The following is a 21,503-nucleotide window of genomic DNA, read 5'->3' on the forward strand; positions in this document are numbered from 1 at the left end:
TCTTATGAAGTCGTGTTATTCCAAGGAACCGTTCTAGTTTCTATGACTTGGTTTATCGCTTGTAAGACCGATTGTTTTTGTTTTTTCATGGTACTCATAAAGCTTCGTATCTGACAAAAAGATTCTGCGCCTTTCTTACTTCGGAAAGTCCCAGACACTTTCTGTTTTACTTTCGTCATCCGAATATCCCGTTCTGCTTGATTGTTATCAAATGGAATGGCTGGATGTTCTAAAAACGCTAGAATTCTGTCAGAATACTTGACGAAGCGATTCCATAAATTTTGAGAAGGCGTCTGCTTTCCTTTCTTCTTTTGTTTCGTGGAAAGAATCTGTTGTTCTTTCAATATGGATTGATACATAATAAACAGATTCTTTTGCGTCGCTTTTGGCATGGTACCTTCGGATTGCTTTTTCATCGTCAACGCTTGCGTTAGAAATTTCTGCATCTGTTGTGCCCATTGTTCTCCAGTACTATCTATAATTCCTTGTAAATCTCGTAAGAGATGGGCATTACATAAAACGTGACGACAATCTGTATACGCATCATACGATTTCCAACCATCATGCATCGCAATTCCAGAAAAAGATGGCAAGATTTCTCCAGCATCCATTGCTTCTTTTCCACGTTTTTGATGAATATGTTGCAATGTCACCTCCGGTGTACTGGCAGTATGTAACCATTGTGTTTTGTTTTCTACACGCATACCAGTTTCATCAAAATGGACAACAGGAGACTGCAGAATCTTTTCCTTTACTTCTTTTATGAATGGCTGCAATTGAGAAGCGAAAGCCTGTGTATGATTTACCAGGGTTCCTTCGCTTATAGAATGTCCAAAACAATCCTGAAAGAATTCTTTTGTTCGCTTCAAAGAAATGCATTGATAATGCGTTAAATAGGGAATCAGTCTTTTTATATTTGGACCATATTGAACAGGACGAGATACTGTCGAAGGAAATTGGGCTTCTTGGATAGAATGGCAATGTGGGCATTCTTTCTGTTCTACTTTATGTTCTGTCACTTCGATCTGAATAGGTGGTAAGTCATACACTTGGCGAATGCGATACCCTTTTACAGGCTCGTGGTTCAAGGAAGTATGACAACAAGTACAATATGTAGGAGAATGTGTAATCGTATGATCTGGAGTCGCTGTCAAACCAAGAGTATGTCCCTTGTGGCCCAACTGGCCACCCGTTTGACGATGAGACGGTTTGCGCAAACTTTTTGTAACGGGCTTACCCAAACCATCTGTAGAAGGTGGCTTATGACTATTTTTGGAGTTTTTTTTTGAAGCATTTTCTAGTTCTTGTATACGTTTTTCTAACTTAGAAAATGTTTCTTCAAATAAAGAAATAACAGCTTCAGGTCCTTTTTTATATGTATCTAAAATAATTTTTCGATCGACCATAAGATTCACCTCCCCTGTTTGATATACTCAGTATTTACAAATGGGAGGCATATGAAACTAGTAAAATTTAAAAAAGACACCGAAAGGTGGCTGAGTAGTTACAACACTTAATTGATTAGCTGGATCCGTTGCACTCACCCCTAGCACAAAATTATTTGCAGCTGGATAAAACGGGGCCGTCGTTCCATCATTTCCGACTCCGGCTACTAAAATAATATTTTGCTTCCAGGCTGCTTTAATTACCAATTGAAGCGCTTCTAAATAACCTCTAGGATCATCCGTAAAAAAACTCATATTAATTACATCTACCTTTTTTTCTATTGCATATACAATCCCCTTGATTACATCTATCGCTAATACCCCTTCTGCATTTTCGTTACGAATTTTTATAGGGACAATATATGCCGTATTATAACTTGCACTGGCCATTCCGATTTGATTATCCGTAGTGGCAGCGGCTATGCCTGCTACAAAAGTGCCATGTCCCGCTCTGTCCATATAGTCTGTAGGATCATCGGAAGCTACATTGATCGGATCTATTATTTTTCCTATTAAATCTGGATGAGTTGGGTCAATTCCTGTATCTAAAATCGCTATTTTCGTTCTTAATGGTTTATATTTCGCTACACAATACGCCTCTGTCGGATGAATTCGTTGTAGCCCCCATTGGTTTGTTAAATTTTTAAATTTCTGAAAATAATAATAATCATTTAGTATACAATCATTTTTTATATCCTGATTCATTTCGTAATGACAGCAACCATATTTTGAAAAGCGATGTTTTTTGCAACTTCCTATGGTATAGATGATATGAAAATCAACAAATCGAACATGCAAATTGTTTTTATATAATGCTTGGAATGTTTCCTCTTCTCCTGCAGGAACTTCAATTAAATCCATATGGAACTTAGGAATTTCATCTATTTTCTTTCCGCCTAATTGCGTATGGATTTCGCTTTTCGTTTGCGCATTTGTATGCTCATAAAATGTAATTAATAATTGCCCTTCTTTAAACAAGTTATTTCACTCTCTATTGTTTGATACGATATTGTATGCAAACAAATGGACAAGTGTCTCACCCCTCCTGAAAAAATGGTTTTTTAAACCAAAAAATACTGTCATACGTCCATGCAGCACCACGTTTTCTCTCATCAAAAAGAGAACAACCAACATAACATGGCTAACATGGCTACTCTTACATCAAACTTTATTCATAAGAAAGGGATTCCTATAAGCGAAAAAGCTCCCATTACATACTTGTCTAAAAAAAGATTTTGTATTTTTGGTAAATTAAACAAAAAAGAAAGCACATGACCAATGTGCTCTCCAGAGATGACATATTTTTCTGCCCATGCTTTACTTTACTCACTTACAAGTAAAAGTGTGAAGAATCTTCCATTTCTTTTTGGTTGTAAAAACCATTTTTCTTTTTCGCCTTAAGGTACCAACCGAAGAACTCGAAAAAAACATGAAAATCAACGATTATTTACTGTTACCGATAATAAAAGTTACAAAATGATTAGTATGTGGGCAATTTGTGGGTACCCCGCTATAAGAAATTTACTTATGTATAATGCATTCCTACAAGTTGAATTAAAAAATTCTAACAACCAAAAGTACAGCGTGTATATAAAGTGCGACTAACACTCTATATACCATCCACCTGAACCCCTCAGATAAACACTTGCCATACTCTCATGAATTATTGTACATCATGTAGGGTTTCTTTAGCAACGTTTACCAAATTATTGGTGATGTTGCTTTTTTGTTTCACTAAAGGAGACCCTATAATGGAAAAACGTATCAATGTTATTGCAACAAAAAAATCATTCCACAACTGTGGAAGAACTAAACAAAACCGTACGCACATACAAAGACACTATACGTATGTCGATGAAGCGTACCGACGTACAAGCTAAACTCCTTTACGTTACTCGAAATCTTAAAGCGTTACAGCTGTAAATATGTAGGTGTTAGTTTCCTATGCAAAAATAGACTAGCTGCAAAGATGGAGGTTTCTTATAAAACCGTACAACGTCTAATGAAGAAACTTGTACAACTAAAGATGGTGAAACAGGTTCCAATGAAGCGAAAAAAAGATATGTTGCAAACTTCAAATGCGATTATTAGGTTCTGGTGCAACAATAGTGGAATGTGAAAAAAGAATAGAAGATTCCTAACGGAATGGAACTTTATGCTGTTAAACCAAAGAGTTCATTGATAAGATATATCTGCTTTTGGACAGACTTCTCCCCTTGGAGAGTTTGTCCTTTTTTGATCATATGCATAGCTTCTATTCCAGTAATCATTTTTATAGCTGTAGGGAATGATTTCAATCCTAGCATATTCCGAATCCGTTTTTTGATAAACCGATGATCTTGCTCAATGATATTGTGTAACTACTCAGCCACCTTTCGGTGTCTTTTTTAAATTTTACTAGTTTCATATGCCTCCCATTTGTAAATACTGAGTATATCAAACAGGGGAGGTGAATCTTATGGTCGATCGAAAAATTATTTTAGATACATATAAAAAAGGACCTGAAGCTGTTATTTCTTTATTTGAAGAAACATTTTCTAAGTTAGAAAAACGTATACAAGAACTAGAAAATGCTTCAAAAAAAAACTCCAAAAATAGTCATAAGCCACCTTCTACAGATGGTTTGGGTAAGCCCGTTACAAAAAGTTTGCGCAAACCGTCTCATCGTCAAACGGGTGGCCAGTTGGGCCACAAGGGACATACTCTTGGTTTGACAGCGACTCCAGATCATACGATTACACATTCTCCTACATATTGTACTTGTTGTCATACTTCCTTGAACCACGAGCCTGTAAAAGGGTATCGCATTCGCCAAGTGTATGACTTACCACCTATTCAGATCGAAGTGACAGAACATAAAGTAGAACAGAAAGAATGCCCACATTGCCATTCTATCCAAGAAGCCCAATTTCCTTCGACAGTATCTCGTCCTGTTCAATATGGTCCAAATATAAAAAGACTGATTCCCTATTTAACGCATTATCAATGCATTTCTTTGAAGCGAACAAAAGAATTCTTTCAGGATTGTTTTGGACATTCTATAAGCGAAGGAACCCTGGTAAATCATACACAGGCTTTCGCTTCTCAATTGCAGCCATTCATAAAAGAAGTAAAGGAAAAGATTCTGCAGTCTCCTGTTGTCCATTTTGATGAAACTGGTATGCGTGTAGAAAACAAAACACAATGGTTACATACTGCCAGTACACCGGAGGTGACATTGCAACATATTCATCAAAAACGTGGAAAAGAAGCAATGGATGCTGGAGAAATCTTGCCATCTTTTTCTGGAATTGCGATGCATGATGGTTGGAAATCGTATGATGCGTATACAGATTGTCGTCACGTTTTATGTAATGCCCATCTCTTACGAGATTTACAAGGAATTATAGATAGTACTGGAGAACAATGGGCACAACAGATGCAGAAATTTCTAACGCAAGCGTTGACGATGAAAAAGCAATCCGAAGGTACCATGCCAAAAGCGACGCAAAAGAATCTGTTTATTATGTATCAATCCATATTGAAAGAACAACAGATTCTTTCCACGAAACAAAAGAAGAAAGGAAAGCAGACGCCTTCTCAAAATTTATGGAATCGCTTCGTCAAGTATTCTGACAGAATTCTAGCGTTTTTAGAACATCCAGCCATTCCATTTGATAACAATCAAGCAGAACGGGATATTCGGATGACGAAAGTAAAACAGAAAGTGTCTGGGACTTTCCGAAGTAAGAAAGGCGCAGAATCTTTTTGTCAGATACGAAGCTTTATGAGTACCATGAAAAAACAAAAACAATCGGTCTTACAAGCGATAAACCAAGTCATAGAAACTAGAACGGTTCCTTGGAATAACACGACTTCATAAGAGAATTTCTCTATTTGGCATAGATTCTTTCTCTGATTGGAGTATTTTCTTTTCATGTTTTCGAATCGGAAACATGTATTTGGCCTGTTTTTTTATTTGAAGAAGCTGAGTAGTTACGATATTGTTTAAGTATTTTTTTACACGAAGTGGTATACCGTGTGGTATACACTTTTCTTCCTTTAGTTCACGTACTGCAACAGGATAGGCTTTATCGCCATCAGCAGTTATCGAACGAGGTTTTGTGGCATGAACAGAAGCCAAGGCTTTCTTTAGAAAACGTTTGGCAGCCTTCGCATCTCTTTTACGACTTAAATAAAAATCAATCGTGTTTCCTTCAGAATCAATCGCGCGATATAAGTACATTTTCTCTCCTTTGATTTTGATGTATGTTTCATCCACACGCCAAGAATCATTGGTTGGTTTCAAATGTTTTCGAATACGCTCATTTAATTCTGGTCCATATTGATGCACCCATCGCATAATTGTTGTATGTACTAAGAATAATCCTCTTTCCTCCATCATTTCCACTAAATCACGAAGACTTAAGTTGTACCGCAGGTACCAACGTACGGTTAATACAATGATATCAGGCTGATACTGTTTCCATTTGAATATATTTTCTTTTTCCATACTGATCACACACCTTTTTTTAGTAATAGCACCAGTATTGCCAAGTTTGAAAGAGCATTTTCAAATCATTTCGCTTTTTTGCACCAGAACCTTTTTTATTGGTTTAAATTAAAACGTGGCGCAGAATACATATTCTGTAACAAAAATCCATAAGATACCTTACTACAGCATTTGAAAAATCACAAAGTTATCGATTTACTCGAAATCACTAGTTTTAAGTCCAATGTGAACTACCCGCCACTTAACGTCCTAACGGACTGTTTGAAGTGGGGGCTTCTCGGTTAGTCGTTACTTTTGGTAGCTAACGAATTCGTCCTAAGACAGCCGAGCTAACTCCCTTGTATTTTATTGCTATCTATGCTAATGCCAATAGGTGTATTGCTTCATTTTTGATATTGATAGCTGCGTTATAGTCTCTATCGAGATTTACACCGCATATACAAGAATAGACTCGCTCAGACAATGACATATGTTTCACATTTCCACAACTGCTACATGTTTTTGTGGAAGGAAACCATTTGTCTATTTTCACAAGTTGTTTGCCTTGTTCCTGTAGTTTATAAGCTAAAAAAGAAGTGAACATACCCCAACCATTGTCAGCGACACTTTTTCCAAAATGAAGTGCTTGCGACATTCCTTTCCTATTTAGATCTTCCATAGCTACAACATCAAAATGAGTCGCTAACTCTTTAGACTTATGATGAAGGAAGTTCTTACGTTGGTTTGCTACTTTTTCATGCAGCTTAGCTACACGGATACGTTGTTTATTCCAACGCCCTGAATCTTTTGTACGTCTTGATAATACTCGTTGAGCCTTTGCTAAACGGTCTAACATTTCACGATAGAACTTAGGATAATTGGCTCTCTCATCCTCAGAACTGACGTATAATTGATCCATCGCAAAGTCTAATCCAACAACTGTTTCTACTTCTTTTTGTACGATCTCTTTTTCGTATTCAGTCAAAATGGACACATAGTATTTACCAGTAGGTGTCATAGAAATCGTACAGGACTTGATGATATGGCCTTGCGGTATTTCTCTATGCTGCTTGATACGTACCATTTTCAGTTTTGGCAATTTGATAGGACCGTTAAGCAACATAATATTTCCGTTCACTACATTCGTTGTATAAGACTTTCTGGCTTTTTTGCTTTTGAATGTTGGGAAGTCATTTTGACCACGAAAGAAATTTTTATAGGCAGTTTGCAAGTTGAGTTGCGCATTTGCCAAAGCTAATGAATCAACTTCTTTTAGCCATTCAAATTCTGCTTTGTATTTTGCAGGAGTGGGAAGCTTTTGTTTCTTTAGTTGATTCGTATCATCTTTATGTTTTTCATACGCTTCTTTCCGTTCAGCTAACATTCTGTTATACACGAAACGTACACAACCAAAGGTTTTACGCATAAGATGTGCTTGATCTTCTGTTGGATACAAACGGAATGTATATGCTTTATTCTGCTTTGTCATATCATTTCACCTCACTTTTCACTTTGATTTTCAATATATGTTTTTACTACGTCTATTGGCGAACCACCAGTAGTTCGCAAGCAAAAACTTCTTGACCAAAACCTCTCTTTCCAAAGTTTCTTTTTCACTTGTGGAAAGTCTCTTTTCATAAGTCGAGAACTTGCACTTTTATAAGCATTGATAAATTTTGTCACTTCTGTATTAGGGTGGGCCTTGAACAAAATATGAACGTGGTCTACATCATGATTCCATTCAACTCATGTGATGTTATAGTTTTCAGATAGTCGAACAAACCTATCTTTTGCATAGTCTGACATATCATCATCAAACACATTTCTTCTGTATTTTACGACCAACACAAGGTGATAATACAACAAGAATACGGAATGGTTATTCCTATCTCATTTCATTTATATACCAACCTTTATAATTTATAAGACTGCTTATATCAGAGGCGAAATAAAAAGGAAAACCTTTTGGCTACGCCAAACCGACATTCATCTCCCACCTACCGTTGGGCTACGCCCTTCACACACTTGAGGAAGGAGAATTCTTTCGGGAAATTCTTTAAAGGCTGTCCCACATTCATCAACGTAAGGAATATTTTTAAATATCAAAGTGCTTACCTACAGCGCACGTCTTGCTTTTACATAATGAATGGTCCACAAGATTATAAGTCCAATCAAACTGTAGGTAATAAATGTAGAAACCAGTAGAAAGGTTTCTACTGGCAATGAATATACTAGCACAATTTTAATCATCGCCTCAAAGAGTAACGTAATTCCCCATGCCCCTGTTAAAACACGAAATGTACGCCTCATACTGGCACTCTGTTCCCACTTGTAATCTAATTGTGGATTATTTGAAAACCTCCTCGCAAAATAGAATATTAATGGTTTCGAAAATAAAAGAGAAACTAAAAAAACACTGCCCATTATCCCTGTTATATAAGATTCCCTGAGTAAAATGAATCTCTCATTGCCGCCGATTAAAACAGCAATAATACTCAGAACCAATGAGAAAAAAATAACAGCTGAGAACACATCTACTTTGTGCATCCGAATTAAACTATATAGCGTTTCAAGCAACGGGGCTATCGATGAAATAATTAATGCGTTTATATGACTAGTATATGGAGCTAATACTATATAACTGATGTAGGGTACTATGATATTGATAACCAATGTAAAAATTAGGGATTTTCGGATTGAATTCATTATTTTTTCATCCTCTCATAGTATGCACGTATTATAGATGGAAAAGGATTTCCGTAGAATTTCCCCCAAGTGAATATCCCCTTCTCTTTCACAACTTTTGGCAAAGCGATTACAACTAATCATTTTAACAATTTATATCTCTTGTTTCTTATATAGATAGATACGAATATATGTTCTGCTCATTAACATAGGTTGCACCTTAATTTATTGTAGAATATAAAAAAGTAGGCTGACTCCTATAGACATTCATCTCTCACCTAAAATTATTGTTTCACACTTTCACATTATTGAGGGAAGAACGTTCCTATTCTTCGCTATTTTGAGACAAAAAATGACCCTCTTCTTCTTCACGTACCTGAAACCATTCATTTTTTCTTAAATATTGATATTCTCTTTTGGTAATTTTACATTCTTTGTGTAATAGAAAACGTTTCCCAAAAGCGTAGTAAGATGCGCCTTTGATTAAAGTTGCGTAATACATGCATTAACAGTCCTTTTCATACAAAGATAAGAATAAAAAGGAAACAAACTCCTTGTTTCCTTTCAATAAAAAAGATGGATTGTACAGCCTACTCTCTTTTTACTAGGATAGTTAATTAAATGGTTTTTTATACCAATTATTTTAAAACCCTAACTCTAGGGAAGTATCTAGACTTCATTACATCAAAAAACAAATTATACATTTAGACATATTTTAGATGCGAATTAACCGGTATCTTATACGTTAAAAAATTGGTTAATAATGTTGCTGTTCTCTTACTAAGTTTATTTATATTAGTTTGGTCAACTACCCCACCACTGAGATAAAGCGTTTCAGTAAGGATTGAGTTAGAACGCTAGGTATGTTTTTAGTTGGTACTGGCAACAAACTGTTGCTTTCCCACTTGCACCACCCTTTCGAAAAAGAGCAATTCTTCCTTGTGGAAGAAGCCACCACTCAGATAAATTCGATGTGCACTACAAGTTCTGACAAGTCGCATACACATGGATTTTTCTTGTTTTAAAAATCGGATGCCTTCTTTCAATTAAGAATGTATCAACTGTACGAGAATAATTCGGAAACTTAGAACGACTTGTGAAGGTTTCAGTTTTTTCTTCCACCGCTCCCATGCTTTACAAAAGCTCTTCACTTCTGTAAATAAGGCTCTACGAATTGCTTGAACAGAGTTTTGTTGCATGCCCAAGTAGTTCGTATCGGCTTGCATGGCAGTGTTCACTTCTTTACAATAACCATTTTATTATAGTTCAAATAACTTTGTTTCATCGTGTACAATCCAACATTTCGCAACGCTTTTGAACTATATGACATACGCTAAAGTACACGAAATTCTTTAGCTGTGAAACAAACTCGTCCGATATTTTATTTCTGGACGAATCGTTGCATGTTTTCTCTTTTCTTTTGTTTACATCATACTTTTACCGCTTTCTTTTTATCCATTACTTTCACTACCTTTCTGAAAGAGTTTATTAAAATTATTTCTTTCCTTGTGCTTCAATGTACTTACGAATGGGATCTATAGGTCACCGCCCTTTGTTAAAAAGCAATAACTTCGAAACCAAAACATTGCTTTCCGTAGATCATGTTTTATCTTAGGGAAATCTCGGTTCACGAAACGAGAACTAACACTTTTGTAATTATTAATTGCCTTTAACAACTCAATGTTTGAAACTAAACGGAACAAAAGCATTTAGCCTACCTTCTGACGACAATTCATCTCCACCTGAATTGTTGAGTCTCACCCGTAACACAAATCAGATGGAGTCTTTTTGCCGAAAAGGATAAATAGCAAAACAGTTTTTACTTTTAATGAAAGAGCTCTGTGTACTAGAGCAATCTCTCTGTTGTTAAGTTTTAATTCTGAATTTCCCTTAAATATGCGCATTGCAATAACTAAGATACTATCTTTTTTCATTATTTTTCTTTAAAAAACCCACCTATCATACGATTCTTCTTACTGTCCTATAGATTAGCTCAAAAAACTTTACAACAGAACTAAAAAATATGCTATCCCAATTAAAAAATAAGGATAGCATATTTTTCTTCATTTACTGATAAAGTGATCAAATTTCTTTCTGTATAGCCATATTCTATTGTAACTACATTTCACTTAGATTCCCAATAATCCCGTGACAATAGCTGGTAATCCCAAAGCTGCATACACTGTAATCATACCTAAAAAACCTGCCATGCATGTTCCCTCCCCTAATAAATTAAATATAAAACATAAATTAATTCTACATTTTATATAGTACACTTTAATAATATTATATTTTTGAAATGTATAAAGTTTAAGTTTGTCCGTAATTAAGACGAACTTAAATACTTAGTCACAAGATCCTGGTTGTAGGGGCATCGCTACCCAGCTACATTCCTAAAGAATCAATTATATTAGAGGATATTTCTTCTTTTTCAAAGGCTACATGCAGAGAATTTAAAAATATGACCTTTGCTAAATATAGAAATTCTCTTCTTGATATTAACTAATTTTCTATTTTAAAGCGTCCTTTATAACGGGGTACCGTTTATAGATTCAAACTTATTTTTCTTTCAAAATCGAACAATAGAAATCTCATATTTATAGATCCATTGACTAAAATCAGGGTAATCTCTATTTTTTTCTGCATTGCCTCTTGGAATAATTAATTCTATATTCCCACTTTCACTTCGTTTAGAAGAAGCAGAATTCCCCAGTAAAGGCTTCTATCGAATTCTAATTTATTATGTTAGTTCCACAGTACTTGCGATTAGAGATCTTATCACTTCATTCTTCAGCTTGATACTCGCGTCCCTATCTCTATCGTGGTGTATAAAACAAGAAGTTCAGCTTCATTTACCTAGGTTTACATTTTTAACGTCTTTGTTTTGATATCCACAACAAGAGCATATTTGGCTGGAAGCAAATGTTTTCAATACGACAATGACTTGTTTACCGTGCCATTTTGCTTTGTATTCGAGCATAGTTCTCAAAATGCACCCATGATACCCCATTATTTGATTTTGCTAGCTTATAATTCTGTAACCTATTCAATACTTGCAAATCCGCTACACTAATCACATCGTAGTTTTTGATGAACTTCAGTTGAGGCTTTGTCCAAATAATTTTTTCTAGTATTCGTCATGTATTCATAAATACTAGCTACTTTTACTCGCTGCTTATGTTAACGAGAAGATCTTTCTATTCTTCCAGCAAGAACACGCTACACTTTCGCCAACTCTTCTTCTCATGACCGAAAAAACTTCAGATTTTTAAAGATTGGGTTTTCGGAAGTTCTTGCGTTTCTGTTTCAACTCACAATGACACAAAGTATCTGCCAGAAAGGACCTTAATAAATACTGACGATTCATGAAATACATTGACCACTCTGTGTTCTTCTCTTTTTCACATATAAAAAGAGCCCTTTCAACCCACTATTTTTTATGGATTTCAAATTTGGCTCTTATAATTGTTCATCTATATTGTTTTGTAAATCAATCATAATCCTGGTTTTTAATTCTGATAATGTTGCATTTAAACTTTCTTTTGCACTCCCTTGGCTTTTACTCCTTATTTTCTTCCTAAAACCATCCTTGACTTTCTGTGGAAGCATATTAGCCGTCATACTTAAAAATTCCCTGTTAATAACTGAATTTATCATAACCATAATTCCCTCCACAAAATGATGCAATCACGTTCGTTTGGGACTCATTCCAGTTGTTTTCAGTCACCATTTACAATCGCTGACTCTGCCGTCTTACAACACCTCAGCCACCTTCAATAAACTCAATGTCCTTTACCCTGTATTGTACTATTCTCTCTCTTTACATTATCATCGAAATGGTAATATAGATTTCATTTGATCTGTTTTTGAATCTATAATAGATACAAGTCCTGTATTTGCATTTGTAATATATATTTTATCTTGATTTACAGTCGTTTGCACACCATTTATTGACGGATTGGATATCCCCATTGGTATAGGATAATTGTTTACATCCTTTCTTGTAATAAAAAATAATACAAAAGCAATAATCAAAACTATCCATACAAATAACCATGTACCTGTTAAATGATTCTCTTCAAAATCTCTCTCTTCAGGTTGTGGATTCGTTATGGATATATTCACATTATTCTCCATATACTCACCTGTTATGAAGTGACCTTTGTCAATAGTTTTTCACCCATAATATTTTTCTTGATGGCATACAAAAGCTTCAGAAATAAGATCTATCGACAGTTAACCACTCTGTTATTCGTGGATTGGTTACCTCAGGTTAATGGTTCGTCGTTAGGCTCTTATAATCTCACTGCGTGGATCACACCTTTTCAAATTCTAATAAATAGCTTGTTTATCAGAATTTCAGCCATGCCAGAAGAGGTGAGTCATAGATAGCCAGACCTGTAATTCACTATCTCTGAAGCTCATCTATGCCATCAATTGATACCTTTGGTTTCTAACTATGAATGAATCAATCAACTTCATATCCTTCCCTCTTTATTTTCGGTGAATTTTACCTGTTTCTAATCCCCATATAAAACACCCCAGTTCTCTTGCGATAGCTGTAACGGCAACATTTCTAGGTTTCCCTTGATATATCATGCGATAATATTTTCTTTGTAACCTTTCTACAGCCTGATCCGCATAAGCAATCACTTCGCTTCGTTGCCCTTTTTGTCTTGCTTTCACTCGCTTCGATTTTAATCCGATTGTTCCTTTTACCAACGCATTTGCACATTCTACAAGAGTAGACCTAACGGTCGAATTTCCTTGTTTTGTAATCGAACGTCGACTGATTTTTTCTCCACTTGAGCTTTCGCTTGGTGTCAATCCTACATAAGCCATAAATGCTTTAGCCGTGGGAAAACGAGTGAAGTCTGCAATTTCCACATGAACAGTCATTGCCGATGTTGTATCTATACCTTTTAAGCATCTTAAATTTGCGATTGGTTCTTCGTACCTTTCACGATGAGATAATTCTTCTAATCTCAGACTGAACCGCTCAATTTTATCGACTAGAACATCATACTGTAATAGGTATTCGCCTAACGTTTCTTTGAATAATCCTTGTAGATCAAGATTCTTTAACCATTTCATATAAGCGATTGTCCAGCTTGATTTCCCTTCATACACATAGCCATGCCTTAAAAGGAATGCTTTTATCTGTTGTTTTATTTTTTTCAAAGATGTTTTAAAATCACCTAACATGCGGATATACTCTTTCACGGCAACATCCTCTTCTTCTGGAACATATACTTCTTTATAGGTGCCATTTGCTAAATTAAGAGCAATCATTTTGGCATCGAATTTATCATTTTTAACCATTTTATTTTTTGATGAACTGTACATTGTTGTGGGAGCTAAAATATCACAATCAATTCCATTTTGTTCAAGAAGATTATGAAGTGAATACCCTAAACAACCAGCCTCATATCCAGCTTTAATTTTTATATCTTCACCATATTTTGTTTTCAGTTTCTCAACGAATTTTTTTACGAGAGATACATTTGAAGCACATCGTGCTTCTCTTACAATTTCCCCAGTTGTTCCGTGTAGTGCACATAAGCTAAAACTTTCCTTGTGGACATCCATCCCAATATAGATTATATTTTCCATAGTGGCCTCCTATTATCATAGGGTATAACCCCATTCATAATGTTTTCATTCATTATTATGGGTTAAAATCCCTGACTTGATAATCTAGGAGGTCGCTTCATATTATCTCTGTATACATAGTATATATTAACAAACTATGCAAAAAAATTTTATTGGTTATACCAACCAATAAAAATCCGCCAATCCAAACCCCAAAAGTCTCCTCGCTAAGAACCATCTTCAAAAATGCAGACGGGTGCTTCCTCTTTGAAAAAGGTTATTTGTATAGTTCGTTGTTTTCATCTCCCTGTTATAGTAACAGTAACCTAATCATGTTTCCTATAGCAATAACGTTATAAGGAAAATTTTCACATGTACAGTTGCACCTCTTTCATAGATGGTGATGCGGCTGTTTTTATTTATTTCTCTGAGAAAGTCGTTATTATTTTATTCAGCAAACCAATCATATACTCCTTCACCAACTTTAACATTATGATATTTTCCATCTCATTAAAAATTAGAATAGTACATTCTAATTTCGTTTAATAAATACACTCACTTACGAAATCTTGTCCTCATTTTGACCTAGATGATCCATTGTAAGCAAATACTGTATACTAGCAATAAAATTCATAATCCATAAATTAGATTTAATAAACATCATGAACAAGCATTACTATATACTCCTCATTTCGATATTTAAAATCAAAATGACGATTAAATACGAATAATGAGTATCCCCATAGCTAAAATTCTTTTATACCCTAAACCCCCATTATCATCTCTTTAACAAAGGTAATTTTTCAAATTATATTATTAAACCATCTATGGTATAGTAAAGACAATCCAACATTCTCCTTCCCCCTACAGAAGGTAAATTGGGTTTTCTACCTATACTGCACACCCATGACAAAGCCGATTCAGAACAACATCCATTCGGCTTTGTCTTTATTTTTATGTGGTGAGAAGAATACAGAGAGTTTCATGGTTATTCTAGAAACATAAATTAGAACCCTTCTAGGACAAAATCGAGTTTTTACAATTTATTCTTTTTATTTCTAAACACGGATTGAGTTTAAACCCTCTCTAAAATCGGACAAAACCGGATTCTTTATGTAAACAGCACATGGCAGCGTTTTCTCCCTAAATAATATGTCCATTATCATCCCCATGCTTTGAGCATATTCGTTTATATCTAAAACGCGAAGTCACTATTTTATTTTTTGAAAAAGCATGTATACATATCCGTAAAGTGGCGAACAAACGACTACATCACAATACATTTTACTTCCTTTAGCCAAACAAACTCTTTCTTCCGAGCAAGAAGTTTGGCAGGATTCTTTGTGATACGAAAGGTACCTAACTTGTGTTTCAATAAGTCGAAGTTGCGATTGTATCTGTCGATTATTGAACTACCCCCACTTTCACTTCGTTTAGAAGAGGGGGATTCCTAAGTAAAGAGTTCTATCGAACTCTAATTTATTAGGCTATCTCCACAGTCCTTGCGGTTAGAAGCCTTATCGCTTCATTCTTTAGATTGATACTTGCGTTAATATCCCTATCATGGTTTGTAAGGCAAGAAGGGCAGTCCCATTTACGTAGGTTTAGATTTTTAACGTCTTTGTTTTGATATCCACAACAAGAACATAATTGGCTTGAAGCAAATGTTTTCGATACAACAATGACTTGTTTGCCGTACCATTTTGCTTTGTATTCCAACATAGTTCGAAACTGAGACCATGATACCTCACTAATTGCTTTTGCTAACTTATGATTCTTTAACATATTTGATACTTGCAAATCCTCTATACCGATAACATCGTGGTTTTTGATGATTTCAGTCGAGATTTTGTCCAAGTAATCTTTTCTAGCATTCGTCATGTATTCATGAATTCTAGCTACTTTTACTCGTTGTTTATTCCAGCGAGAAGATCCTTTCATTCTTCTAGAAAGAACACGCTGTGCTTTTGCCAACTTCTCTTCTAATGATCGAAAAAACTTCGGATTTTCATAGGTTGTTCCATCTGACAAAATGGCGAAATCTTTTAGTCCCACATCCATTCCAATGTAAGAGTTTGTTTTCGGAAGTTCTTGCACTTCTGTTTCAACTAACAATGACACAAAGTATCTGCCAGAAAGGTTCCGTCTAACTGTAGCATTTAAAATACGTCCTGTTACTTCACGACTTTTGGCAAATCGAACAAGACCTAGTTTTGGCAATTTTATTTTGTTTCCTACAATGGCAATGTTTTCATTTGTTTGTTTTGTGGTATAAGATTGTACGTTGTTCTTCTTAGATTTGAAACGCGGGGCATTGTTTTGTTTTTTGAAAAGGCGTGTATAAGCATCCGCAAGGTTGCGAACAGACGACTGAATCGCGATACTATCCACTTCTTTTAGCCAAACAAACTCTTTCTTCATGGCAGGGAGTTTGGCAGAGCATGTACCATATGTCAAACCTTTCCCTGTTTCTTTGTATGCATTATCCCATAGAGATAGGAAATGATTGAATACAAAACGAGAACAGCCAATCGTTTTATTGATTAGGGTTGCTTGTGCTTTATTTGGATAGATACGAAATTTATATGCTTTATTAATCATCATTCATTTCACCTCCATTTCGGTATGTTTCTATTATACAACAAACGTGCGTTCGATAGATAGTGAAGTAACAGTTTATGTATGTCGAACAATTAAGATGGCTTCCTGCCATCCCTTGTCCGAAGCCAATTCATCTCCCACCTACTAACTTCGCGTTCCTTGAGGAAGGAGTCTTCTTGGCTAAAATGATAAAGCACGAACCTGTAAACATGTTGACTTGCCCTTTACCAGAAACGGGATGGAGATGTGTGTATAGCCAAAGGAATCATTTTGATTATTCTACACACATACTGGCCTTTTTAAAATCGGAACGATTTTGTATGTACTCTTTTCACTTTTGTAGAAAGTACATTTTTCGCATCTGTAATCGCTTGATTTTTAACCGCGCTTGGGAGGTTGGCTTCCATCTCCTTTGTGCTTTGTTTCAATAGCCTGATTTATTCTTTTGTTGGCAATCATTTCACTTTGACCGCGATAGTTTGTGTCACCAGTTTCAGCCCCTCGTTTTTGACTTTCTACATAATGTTGTATTGTATCACTTGATACATTCCCAGTAGTAGAAAAAAATAAGAACGCGTCCATAGGCTCGGCAAGTGTTGAAGATAAGGAAACGCTTCTCTCACACGTTTTGATGTCACTCCTTTGATTTTCACCATTGTATCAGCAGAACTAAGTGTTGGAAGTGTATACAAGAACACTTAAACGTGGTCTTTGTCACATTCCATTGCGACAATAACAATATCCAATTCGTTACATACCTCTTGGACCAACTCTTTGAAACGGTCTTCTACTTTTGTATGAAGAAAATTTTTCTTCTGTATCATGGGCAAAATACAAAATGATAGTTAATGAATGAAACAGTTGTTTTGGTTTTTCTATAATCATTTATCATGTTCACATTGTATCAGTTAACTAAACTAACCATAACGAATAGATGCAATAATATATAATACCAACATTTTGGATACTTAAAGTGCCACAAACCTTGCGGTTTTTTGGTAGCACTCCGTATCCAACCTCATTTCGCGTTCCTTAAGGAAGAAATTTTCTTAACTAAAATAATAAAAAGCACAGGCTATTGAAATAGTCTATTCATAGGTAAAATATGAAATGAAAGTTGCTCACATTTATAGTATAATAAATTCCTAAATAATAAAAAATATGAACAAAAAAGCACAGTGCATATTGGTATAGTCCGTTCTTCTACAAAAATAATAATGACTGAATTATTCGTTTAGTTTGCCGTTTAACAAGTAAAATTCAATATTATTATCCGAAATCTAATTGGAGTTAAAGAAGTACCAGACTAGATAGCCAACATATAAATAAAATTAAATACATTCGGACCACAAAATTAAATGAATAATTAAATACAGCGAAAGAAGCAACACTCAAAGCCTGATAAAAAAAGAAGAGAGAGATTGGAAATACCAAGTAAGCTGAAATAAAAAATGTATAGAATTAAGTTCCTGCAGAAAAAGCGAGGTGAACATAGCATGAATAAAAAAAAATTTTGAGGATACCTTGCAGCATTTTTCTTTCTTCTTATCAAGTCGAGGAAGAAAACCATCCACAATTAAACGATATGTCTATGATATTGAGGACTTTAGGAGATGGCTGCAAACATCAAATCGTTTGCAAAAAAAGAACATGTGGAACGAAATAGATAAAGAAGATTTTGAAGCCTATTTTCAAGAACTTCTGTACCAAAGAAAATATGGACAGAAAACCATTCATCGAATTGCAGTCGTATTAAAAAAATTGTATCAGTTCTTAGATATTCCACATCCTATTGCAGAAATACAGGGAATCACTCCACCGAATCGCTCCCTATGCAAAAATGATTTTGTTACGAAAGAGGAAGAGAAAAAGCTCAAGTACATTCTTTCTTCTTCCGAGGGATTGTCAGATAAGCAACTTTCCGTTCGACCATTTCTGATAAATCGGAATGAGTCTCTCTTATCACTTCTCTTGAACTATGGACTCACACTACAAGAACTTGTATCGTTACAAATGCAACATGTGCACTTTGGAAAGAATAAAATGACAGTTGTACATAGTCAAGGGACGAAACGAACCATCTTTTTAGAAGAAGAAGATAACATATGTTTATTTACGTATTATAAAACAATTCCTGAACCAGTTCGTCCTAGATACCATAGCAAGGATCCTTTGTTTGTTGCATTCGATTTTCAACGAGGTACATTTCGTTGGGTATATGACAATGATGCTCCAAAAGCATTAACAGCCATTGCGGTGCAAAAGATGATTCGATTAGAAGTAGCTAGAGCGAAATTGAGAAAAGGCATTTCTGCACAACACTTACGGAACACCTATATTCTACGTTGTTTAGAAAAAAATATGTCTACAGAGGAAATCATGAAACGAACAGGTTTTCGTTCGCTTCTATCAGTAAAGCGTTATGAAGAATATGTAAATCAACATGCACATACAAAATAATTTAGAAGAATGCTTTTCTAGGATTCCACACAGTCAACTCCCCCCACTAAGATGGGGCGTTTCAGTGGGGGCTTGAGTTCAAACACTAGGTCTTTTCTTTCGTCTATCTCTAGACAGTTTGACGCTCTAGCACTCATGCCACCTTATGGTAACACCCCAAGTATGTTTTTGGTTGGTACTGGCAACGAACGATTGCTTTCCCACTTGCAACGCCCTTTCGAAAAAGAGCAGTTCTTCCTTGCAGAAGAAGCCACCACTCAGATGAATCCGACGTGTGCTACAAGCCCCGACAAGTCGAGTACACATGGATGGTTGACACACCCACTAAGCTATGCGCGAAGCAACAGCCTTACGTTTTTGCACTTTTAATAGAATCGGCGTTTTCACTTTCAGAGTGTCATCCCATTCTACAATTCTTGATTTTTGCAATGTATTCAACGCACCATTCATATCAGCGTGGATACATGTTCCTGCTTCACTTTGGTACAGACCACGAGTGATTCGTTTTCCACTAAAAAGATAATGAGTCTTATCGCCATTAGACCAAACTGGAACCGGCTCTTTATCCAGAAAACTAGCTTTTGAAGTATAGCTTTCTTTTTGTTTTACAAATCGGATGCCTTCTTTTATACATGTATTCTCAATTGCTACAATCAGTTTATAAAAGGGGATTTGCACAAACTTTTGATTATTCTTTTTTCCCATATCAGATTTTTGTTTCCAACCAGCGTTATACCCTACGACAATCGTATCTATGCCAAATGCTTTCACTTTTTTGAACAACAGGCCTACAGTTTGTGAAATGTAACCATATATTTGTCGTTCTCGTTTATGCCAAAGTGCAGCCATTTGATTCGTTACAACTCGTTTCGAAAGGCCATTCTCCATATTTTTCTGTTGTAGATTACGTATCACTTTGTTGAAGTATTGGTTAATGGATTTTAGTTTTTTTCCATCAATTAAGAAGGCATCACCTGTAGTTGTTACGCAACTTACTAATCTGTCTACACCTAAATCGCAACTCAAAGCGTTACTCGTAGGCGTGGGTTGTTTCTTCATTTGAGAGACGTGCATTTCATATGTATAATGCACCTCAAAAAACCGACCTTTTTGCTTCGGTACAATCTCAATGTAGGAGATTTTTTTATTTCTTAAGTTTTTCGGCATACGTATTTTAATGGAACCGAATTTTTTTCTGAATGCAACATTCATTGGAATGATCTAATACCCGTTCTCATCCACTTTTGGCACTTGATAGATTTCAATGATTCGTTTGTCAGTGGAACGAGAATAATTCGGAAACTTCGGACGACCTGTGAACTTATCAGGATGTTTCTTCCACTGTTTCAACGCTTTAAAAAAGCTCTTCATTTCTGTAAATAAGGCTCTACGAATCGCTTGAACAGAGTTTGATTGAACGCCCGAGTAGTTCCTATCAGCCTGCACGGCATTGTCCACTTCTTTTACAGTAGCCATTTTATTATCGTTCAAATAACTTTGTTTTATCGTGTACAACCCAACATTTCGCAGTGCTTTTGAACTATGCGCCATGCGCTGAAGTAAACGAAATTTTTTTAAGCAAGTTTAATAAGCATAGATAATGATGACGGAAGTGTATCCTAGTAAACCAATTATGGTCTAGTGATTCTACACTATTACAGCCCTTCCCGAACGAGAAAGCCCTTCGCCTTTCGGCATGGGATGAAAGTGAGGTTGGATACGAAGTACTACTAAAAACCGCAAGGTTTGTGGCACTTTAAGTATCCAAAATGTTGGTATCTTTTATGTTTTTATCTTTTTGTTGCAGTTTTACAATCTAACAGACGCATTGTAAACATGATGAATGATTATAGAAGCACCAAAACAACCGTGTCATTCACTATCATCTTGTGTTTTTCCCACAATACAGAAAAAAGATTTTTCTTCATACAAAAGTAGAAGACCGTTTCAAAGAGTTGGTCCAAGAGGTATGTAACGAATTGGATATTATTATTGTCGCAATGGAATGTGACAAAGACCACGTTCACTTGTTTTTGTATACACTTCCAACACGTAGTCCTGCTGATACAATGGTGAAAATCAAAGGAGTGACATCAAAACGTGTGAGAGAAGTGTTTCCTCATCTTCAACACTTGCCGAGCCTATGGACGCGTTCTTATTTTGTTTCTACTGCTGGAAATGTATCAAGTGGGACAATAAAACAGTATGTTGAAAATCAAAAAATGAGGGGGTGAAACTGGTGACACAAA

The 21,503-nt window shown here is 35.6% G+C and carries 11 protein-coding genes and 11 pseudogenes; 4 read left to right on the top strand and 18 right to left on the bottom strand.

Going from position 1 to position 21,503, the window contains the following annotated elements; genetic code table 11:
* Positions 1-2: 2 nt before the first annotated feature.
* Positions 3-1,406, bottom strand: a complete 1,404-nt coding sequence (tnpC, locus tag MHH55_RS32335; RefSeq protein WP_100910632.1) for an IS66 family transposase — start codon at positions 1,404-1,406, stop codon at positions 3-5.
* Between the two features lie 57 nt (positions 1,407-1,463).
* The gene (locus tag MHH55_RS32340) at positions 1,464-2,423 is read right to left on the bottom strand and encodes a S8 family peptidase (protein ID WP_078188125.1); all 960 of its coding nucleotides are present in this window, start codon (positions 2,421-2,423) and stop codon (positions 1,464-1,466) included.
* Positions 2,424-3,196: 773 nt separating this feature from the next.
* On the opposite strand from MHH55_RS32340, the pseudogene MHH55_RS32345 reads away from it, so the two are divergent.
* Positions 3,197-3,534 (top strand): annotated as a pseudogene (locus MHH55_RS32345) (helix-turn-helix domain-containing protein); the annotation flags it as partial.
* A gap of 64 nt (positions 3,535-3,598) precedes the next feature.
* Here MHH55_RS32345 and MHH55_RS32350 read toward each other — a convergent pair.
* A pseudogene (locus MHH55_RS32350) lies at positions 3,599-3,805 on the bottom strand (DDE-type integrase/transposase/recombinase); the annotation flags it as partial.
* A 98-nt stretch (positions 3,806-3,903) separates the two neighbouring features.
* Between MHH55_RS32350 and tnpC (MHH55_RS32355) the strand changes: the two are divergent.
* Positions 3,904-5,307, top strand: coding sequence for an IS66 family transposase (gene tnpC / locus MHH55_RS32355; protein WP_100910632.1), 1,404 nt, complete (start codon positions 3,904-3,906; stop codon positions 5,305-5,307).
* 72 nt (positions 5,308-5,379) lie between these two features.
* Here the strand turns inward: tnpC (MHH55_RS32355) and MHH55_RS32360 are convergent.
* From MHH55_RS32360 to tnpA (MHH55_RS32425), 14 genes and pseudogenes are all read right to left on the bottom strand, one after another.
* Positions 5,380-5,937: pseudogene (locus tag MHH55_RS32360) on the bottom strand (IS6 family transposase); the annotation flags it as partial.
* 355 nt (positions 5,938-6,292) lie between these two features.
* Positions 6,293-7,405 (bottom strand): RNA-guided endonuclease TnpB family protein, encoded by a 1,113-nt coding sequence (locus MHH55_RS32365; RefSeq protein ID WP_078187820.1) that lies wholly within the window; start codon positions 7,403-7,405, stop codon positions 6,293-6,295.
* Between the two features lie 11 nt (positions 7,406-7,416).
* A pseudogene (gene tnpA / locus MHH55_RS32370) lies at positions 7,417-7,782 on the bottom strand (IS200/IS605 family transposase).
* Positions 7,783-8,031: 249 nt separating this feature from the next.
* Positions 8,032-8,622, bottom strand: a complete 591-nt coding sequence (locus MHH55_RS32375; protein ID WP_078187822.1) for a VC0807 family protein — start codon at positions 8,620-8,622, stop codon at positions 8,032-8,034.
* 304 nt (positions 8,623-8,926) lie between these two features.
* Positions 8,927-9,103 (bottom strand): YqbF domain-containing protein, encoded by a 177-nt coding sequence (locus tag MHH55_RS32380; RefSeq protein WP_078187824.1) that lies wholly within the window; start codon positions 9,101-9,103, stop codon positions 8,927-8,929.
* A gap of 539 nt (positions 9,104-9,642) precedes the next feature.
* Positions 9,643-10,006: pseudogene (locus MHH55_RS32385) on the bottom strand (RNA-guided endonuclease TnpB family protein); the annotation flags it as partial.
* 89 nt (positions 10,007-10,095) lie between these two features.
* Positions 10,096-10,307, bottom strand: a pseudogene (locus MHH55_RS32390) (IS200/IS605 family transposase); the annotation flags it as partial.
* Between the two features lie 1,034 nt (positions 10,308-11,341).
* Positions 11,342-11,939: pseudogene (locus MHH55_RS32395) on the bottom strand (RNA-guided endonuclease TnpB family protein); the annotation flags it as partial.
* Positions 11,940-12,060: 121 nt separating this feature from the next.
* Positions 12,061-12,264: a hypothetical protein gene (locus tag MHH55_RS32400; protein ID WP_078187826.1), complete on the bottom strand. Its 204-nt coding sequence runs from the start codon at positions 12,262-12,264 to the stop codon at positions 12,061-12,063.
* 165 nt (positions 12,265-12,429) lie between these two features.
* Positions 12,430-12,738, bottom strand: coding sequence for a hypothetical protein (locus MHH55_RS32405; protein WP_078187828.1), 309 nt, complete (start codon positions 12,736-12,738; stop codon positions 12,430-12,432).
* Positions 12,739-13,095: 357 nt separating this feature from the next.
* Positions 13,096-14,214, bottom strand: coding sequence for an IS110 family transposase (locus MHH55_RS32410; RefSeq protein ID WP_340880263.1), 1,119 nt, complete (start codon positions 14,212-14,214; stop codon positions 13,096-13,098).
* Positions 14,215-15,675: 1,461 nt separating this feature from the next.
* The gene (gene tnpB / locus MHH55_RS32415) at positions 15,676-16,797 is read right to left on the bottom strand and encodes an IS200/IS605 family element RNA-guided endonuclease TnpB (RefSeq protein WP_340882104.1); all 1,122 of its coding nucleotides are present in this window, start codon (positions 16,795-16,797) and stop codon (positions 15,676-15,678) included.
* A gap of 186 nt (positions 16,798-16,983) precedes the next feature.
* A pseudogene (locus MHH55_RS32420) lies at positions 16,984-17,219 on the bottom strand (RNA-guided endonuclease TnpB family protein); the annotation flags it as partial.
* Between the two features lie 76 nt (positions 17,220-17,295).
* A pseudogene (gene tnpA / locus MHH55_RS32425) lies at positions 17,296-17,686 on the bottom strand (IS200/IS605 family transposase); the annotation flags it as partial.
* Between the two features lie 632 nt (positions 17,687-18,318).
* On the opposite strand from tnpA (MHH55_RS32425), the gene MHH55_RS32430 reads away from it, so the two are divergent.
* A complete protein-coding gene (locus tag MHH55_RS32430) occupies positions 18,319-19,254 on the top strand; it encodes a tyrosine-type recombinase/integrase (RefSeq protein ID WP_254849765.1) in 936 nt (311 codons plus the stop codon).
* A gap of 324 nt (positions 19,255-19,578) precedes the next feature.
* Here the strand turns inward: MHH55_RS32430 and MHH55_RS32435 are convergent.
* Positions 19,579-20,829 (bottom strand): annotated as a pseudogene (locus tag MHH55_RS32435) (RNA-guided endonuclease TnpB family protein); the annotation flags it as partial.
* 261 nt (positions 20,830-21,090) lie between these two features.
* Here MHH55_RS32435 and tnpA (MHH55_RS32440) point away from each other — a divergent pair.
* Positions 21,091-21,488 (top strand): annotated as a pseudogene (tnpA, locus tag MHH55_RS32440) (IS200/IS605 family transposase).
* Positions 21,489-21,503 lie beyond the last annotated feature (15 nt).

This window comes from Bacillus sp. FSL K6-2944, assembly GCF_038005385.1.
GTDB lineage: Bacteria > Bacillota > Bacilli > Bacillales > Bacillaceae_G > Bacillus_A > Bacillus_A cereus.

What these genes read in the sequence shown, in the direction of transcription:
- tnpC (WP_100910632.1), bottom strand. Translation starts at nt 1,406, where the DNA reads ATGGTCGATCGAAAAATTATTTTAGATACATATAAAAAAGGACCTGAA.
- tnpC (WP_100910632.1), top strand. Translation starts at nt 3,904, where the DNA reads ATGGTCGATCGAAAAATTATTTTAGATACATATAAAAAAGGACCTGAA.
- MHH55_RS32365 (WP_078187820.1), bottom strand. Translation starts at nt 7,405, where the DNA reads ATGACAAAGCAGAATAAAGCATATACATTCCGTTTGTATCCAACAGAA.
- MHH55_RS32375 (WP_078187822.1), bottom strand. Translation starts at nt 8,622, where the DNA reads ATGAATTCAATCCGAAAATCCCTAATTTTTACATTGGTTATCAATATC.
- MHH55_RS32380 (WP_078187824.1), bottom strand. Translation starts at nt 9,103, where the DNA reads ATGTATTACGCAACTTTAATCAAAGGCGCATCTTACTACGCTTTTGGG.
- MHH55_RS32400 (WP_078187826.1), bottom strand. Translation starts at nt 12,264, where the DNA reads ATGGTTATGATAAATTCAGTTATTAACAGGGAATTTTTAAGTATGACG.
- MHH55_RS32405 (WP_078187828.1), bottom strand. Translation starts at nt 12,738, where the DNA reads ATGGAGAATAATGTGAATATATCCATAACGAATCCACAACCTGAAGAG.
- MHH55_RS32410 (WP_340880263.1), bottom strand. Translation starts at nt 14,214, where the DNA reads ATGGAAAATATAATCTATATTGGGATGGATGTCCACAAGGAAAGTTTT.
- tnpB (WP_340882104.1), bottom strand. Translation starts at nt 16,797, where the DNA reads ATGATGATTAATAAAGCATATAAATTTCGTATCTATCCAAATAAAGCA.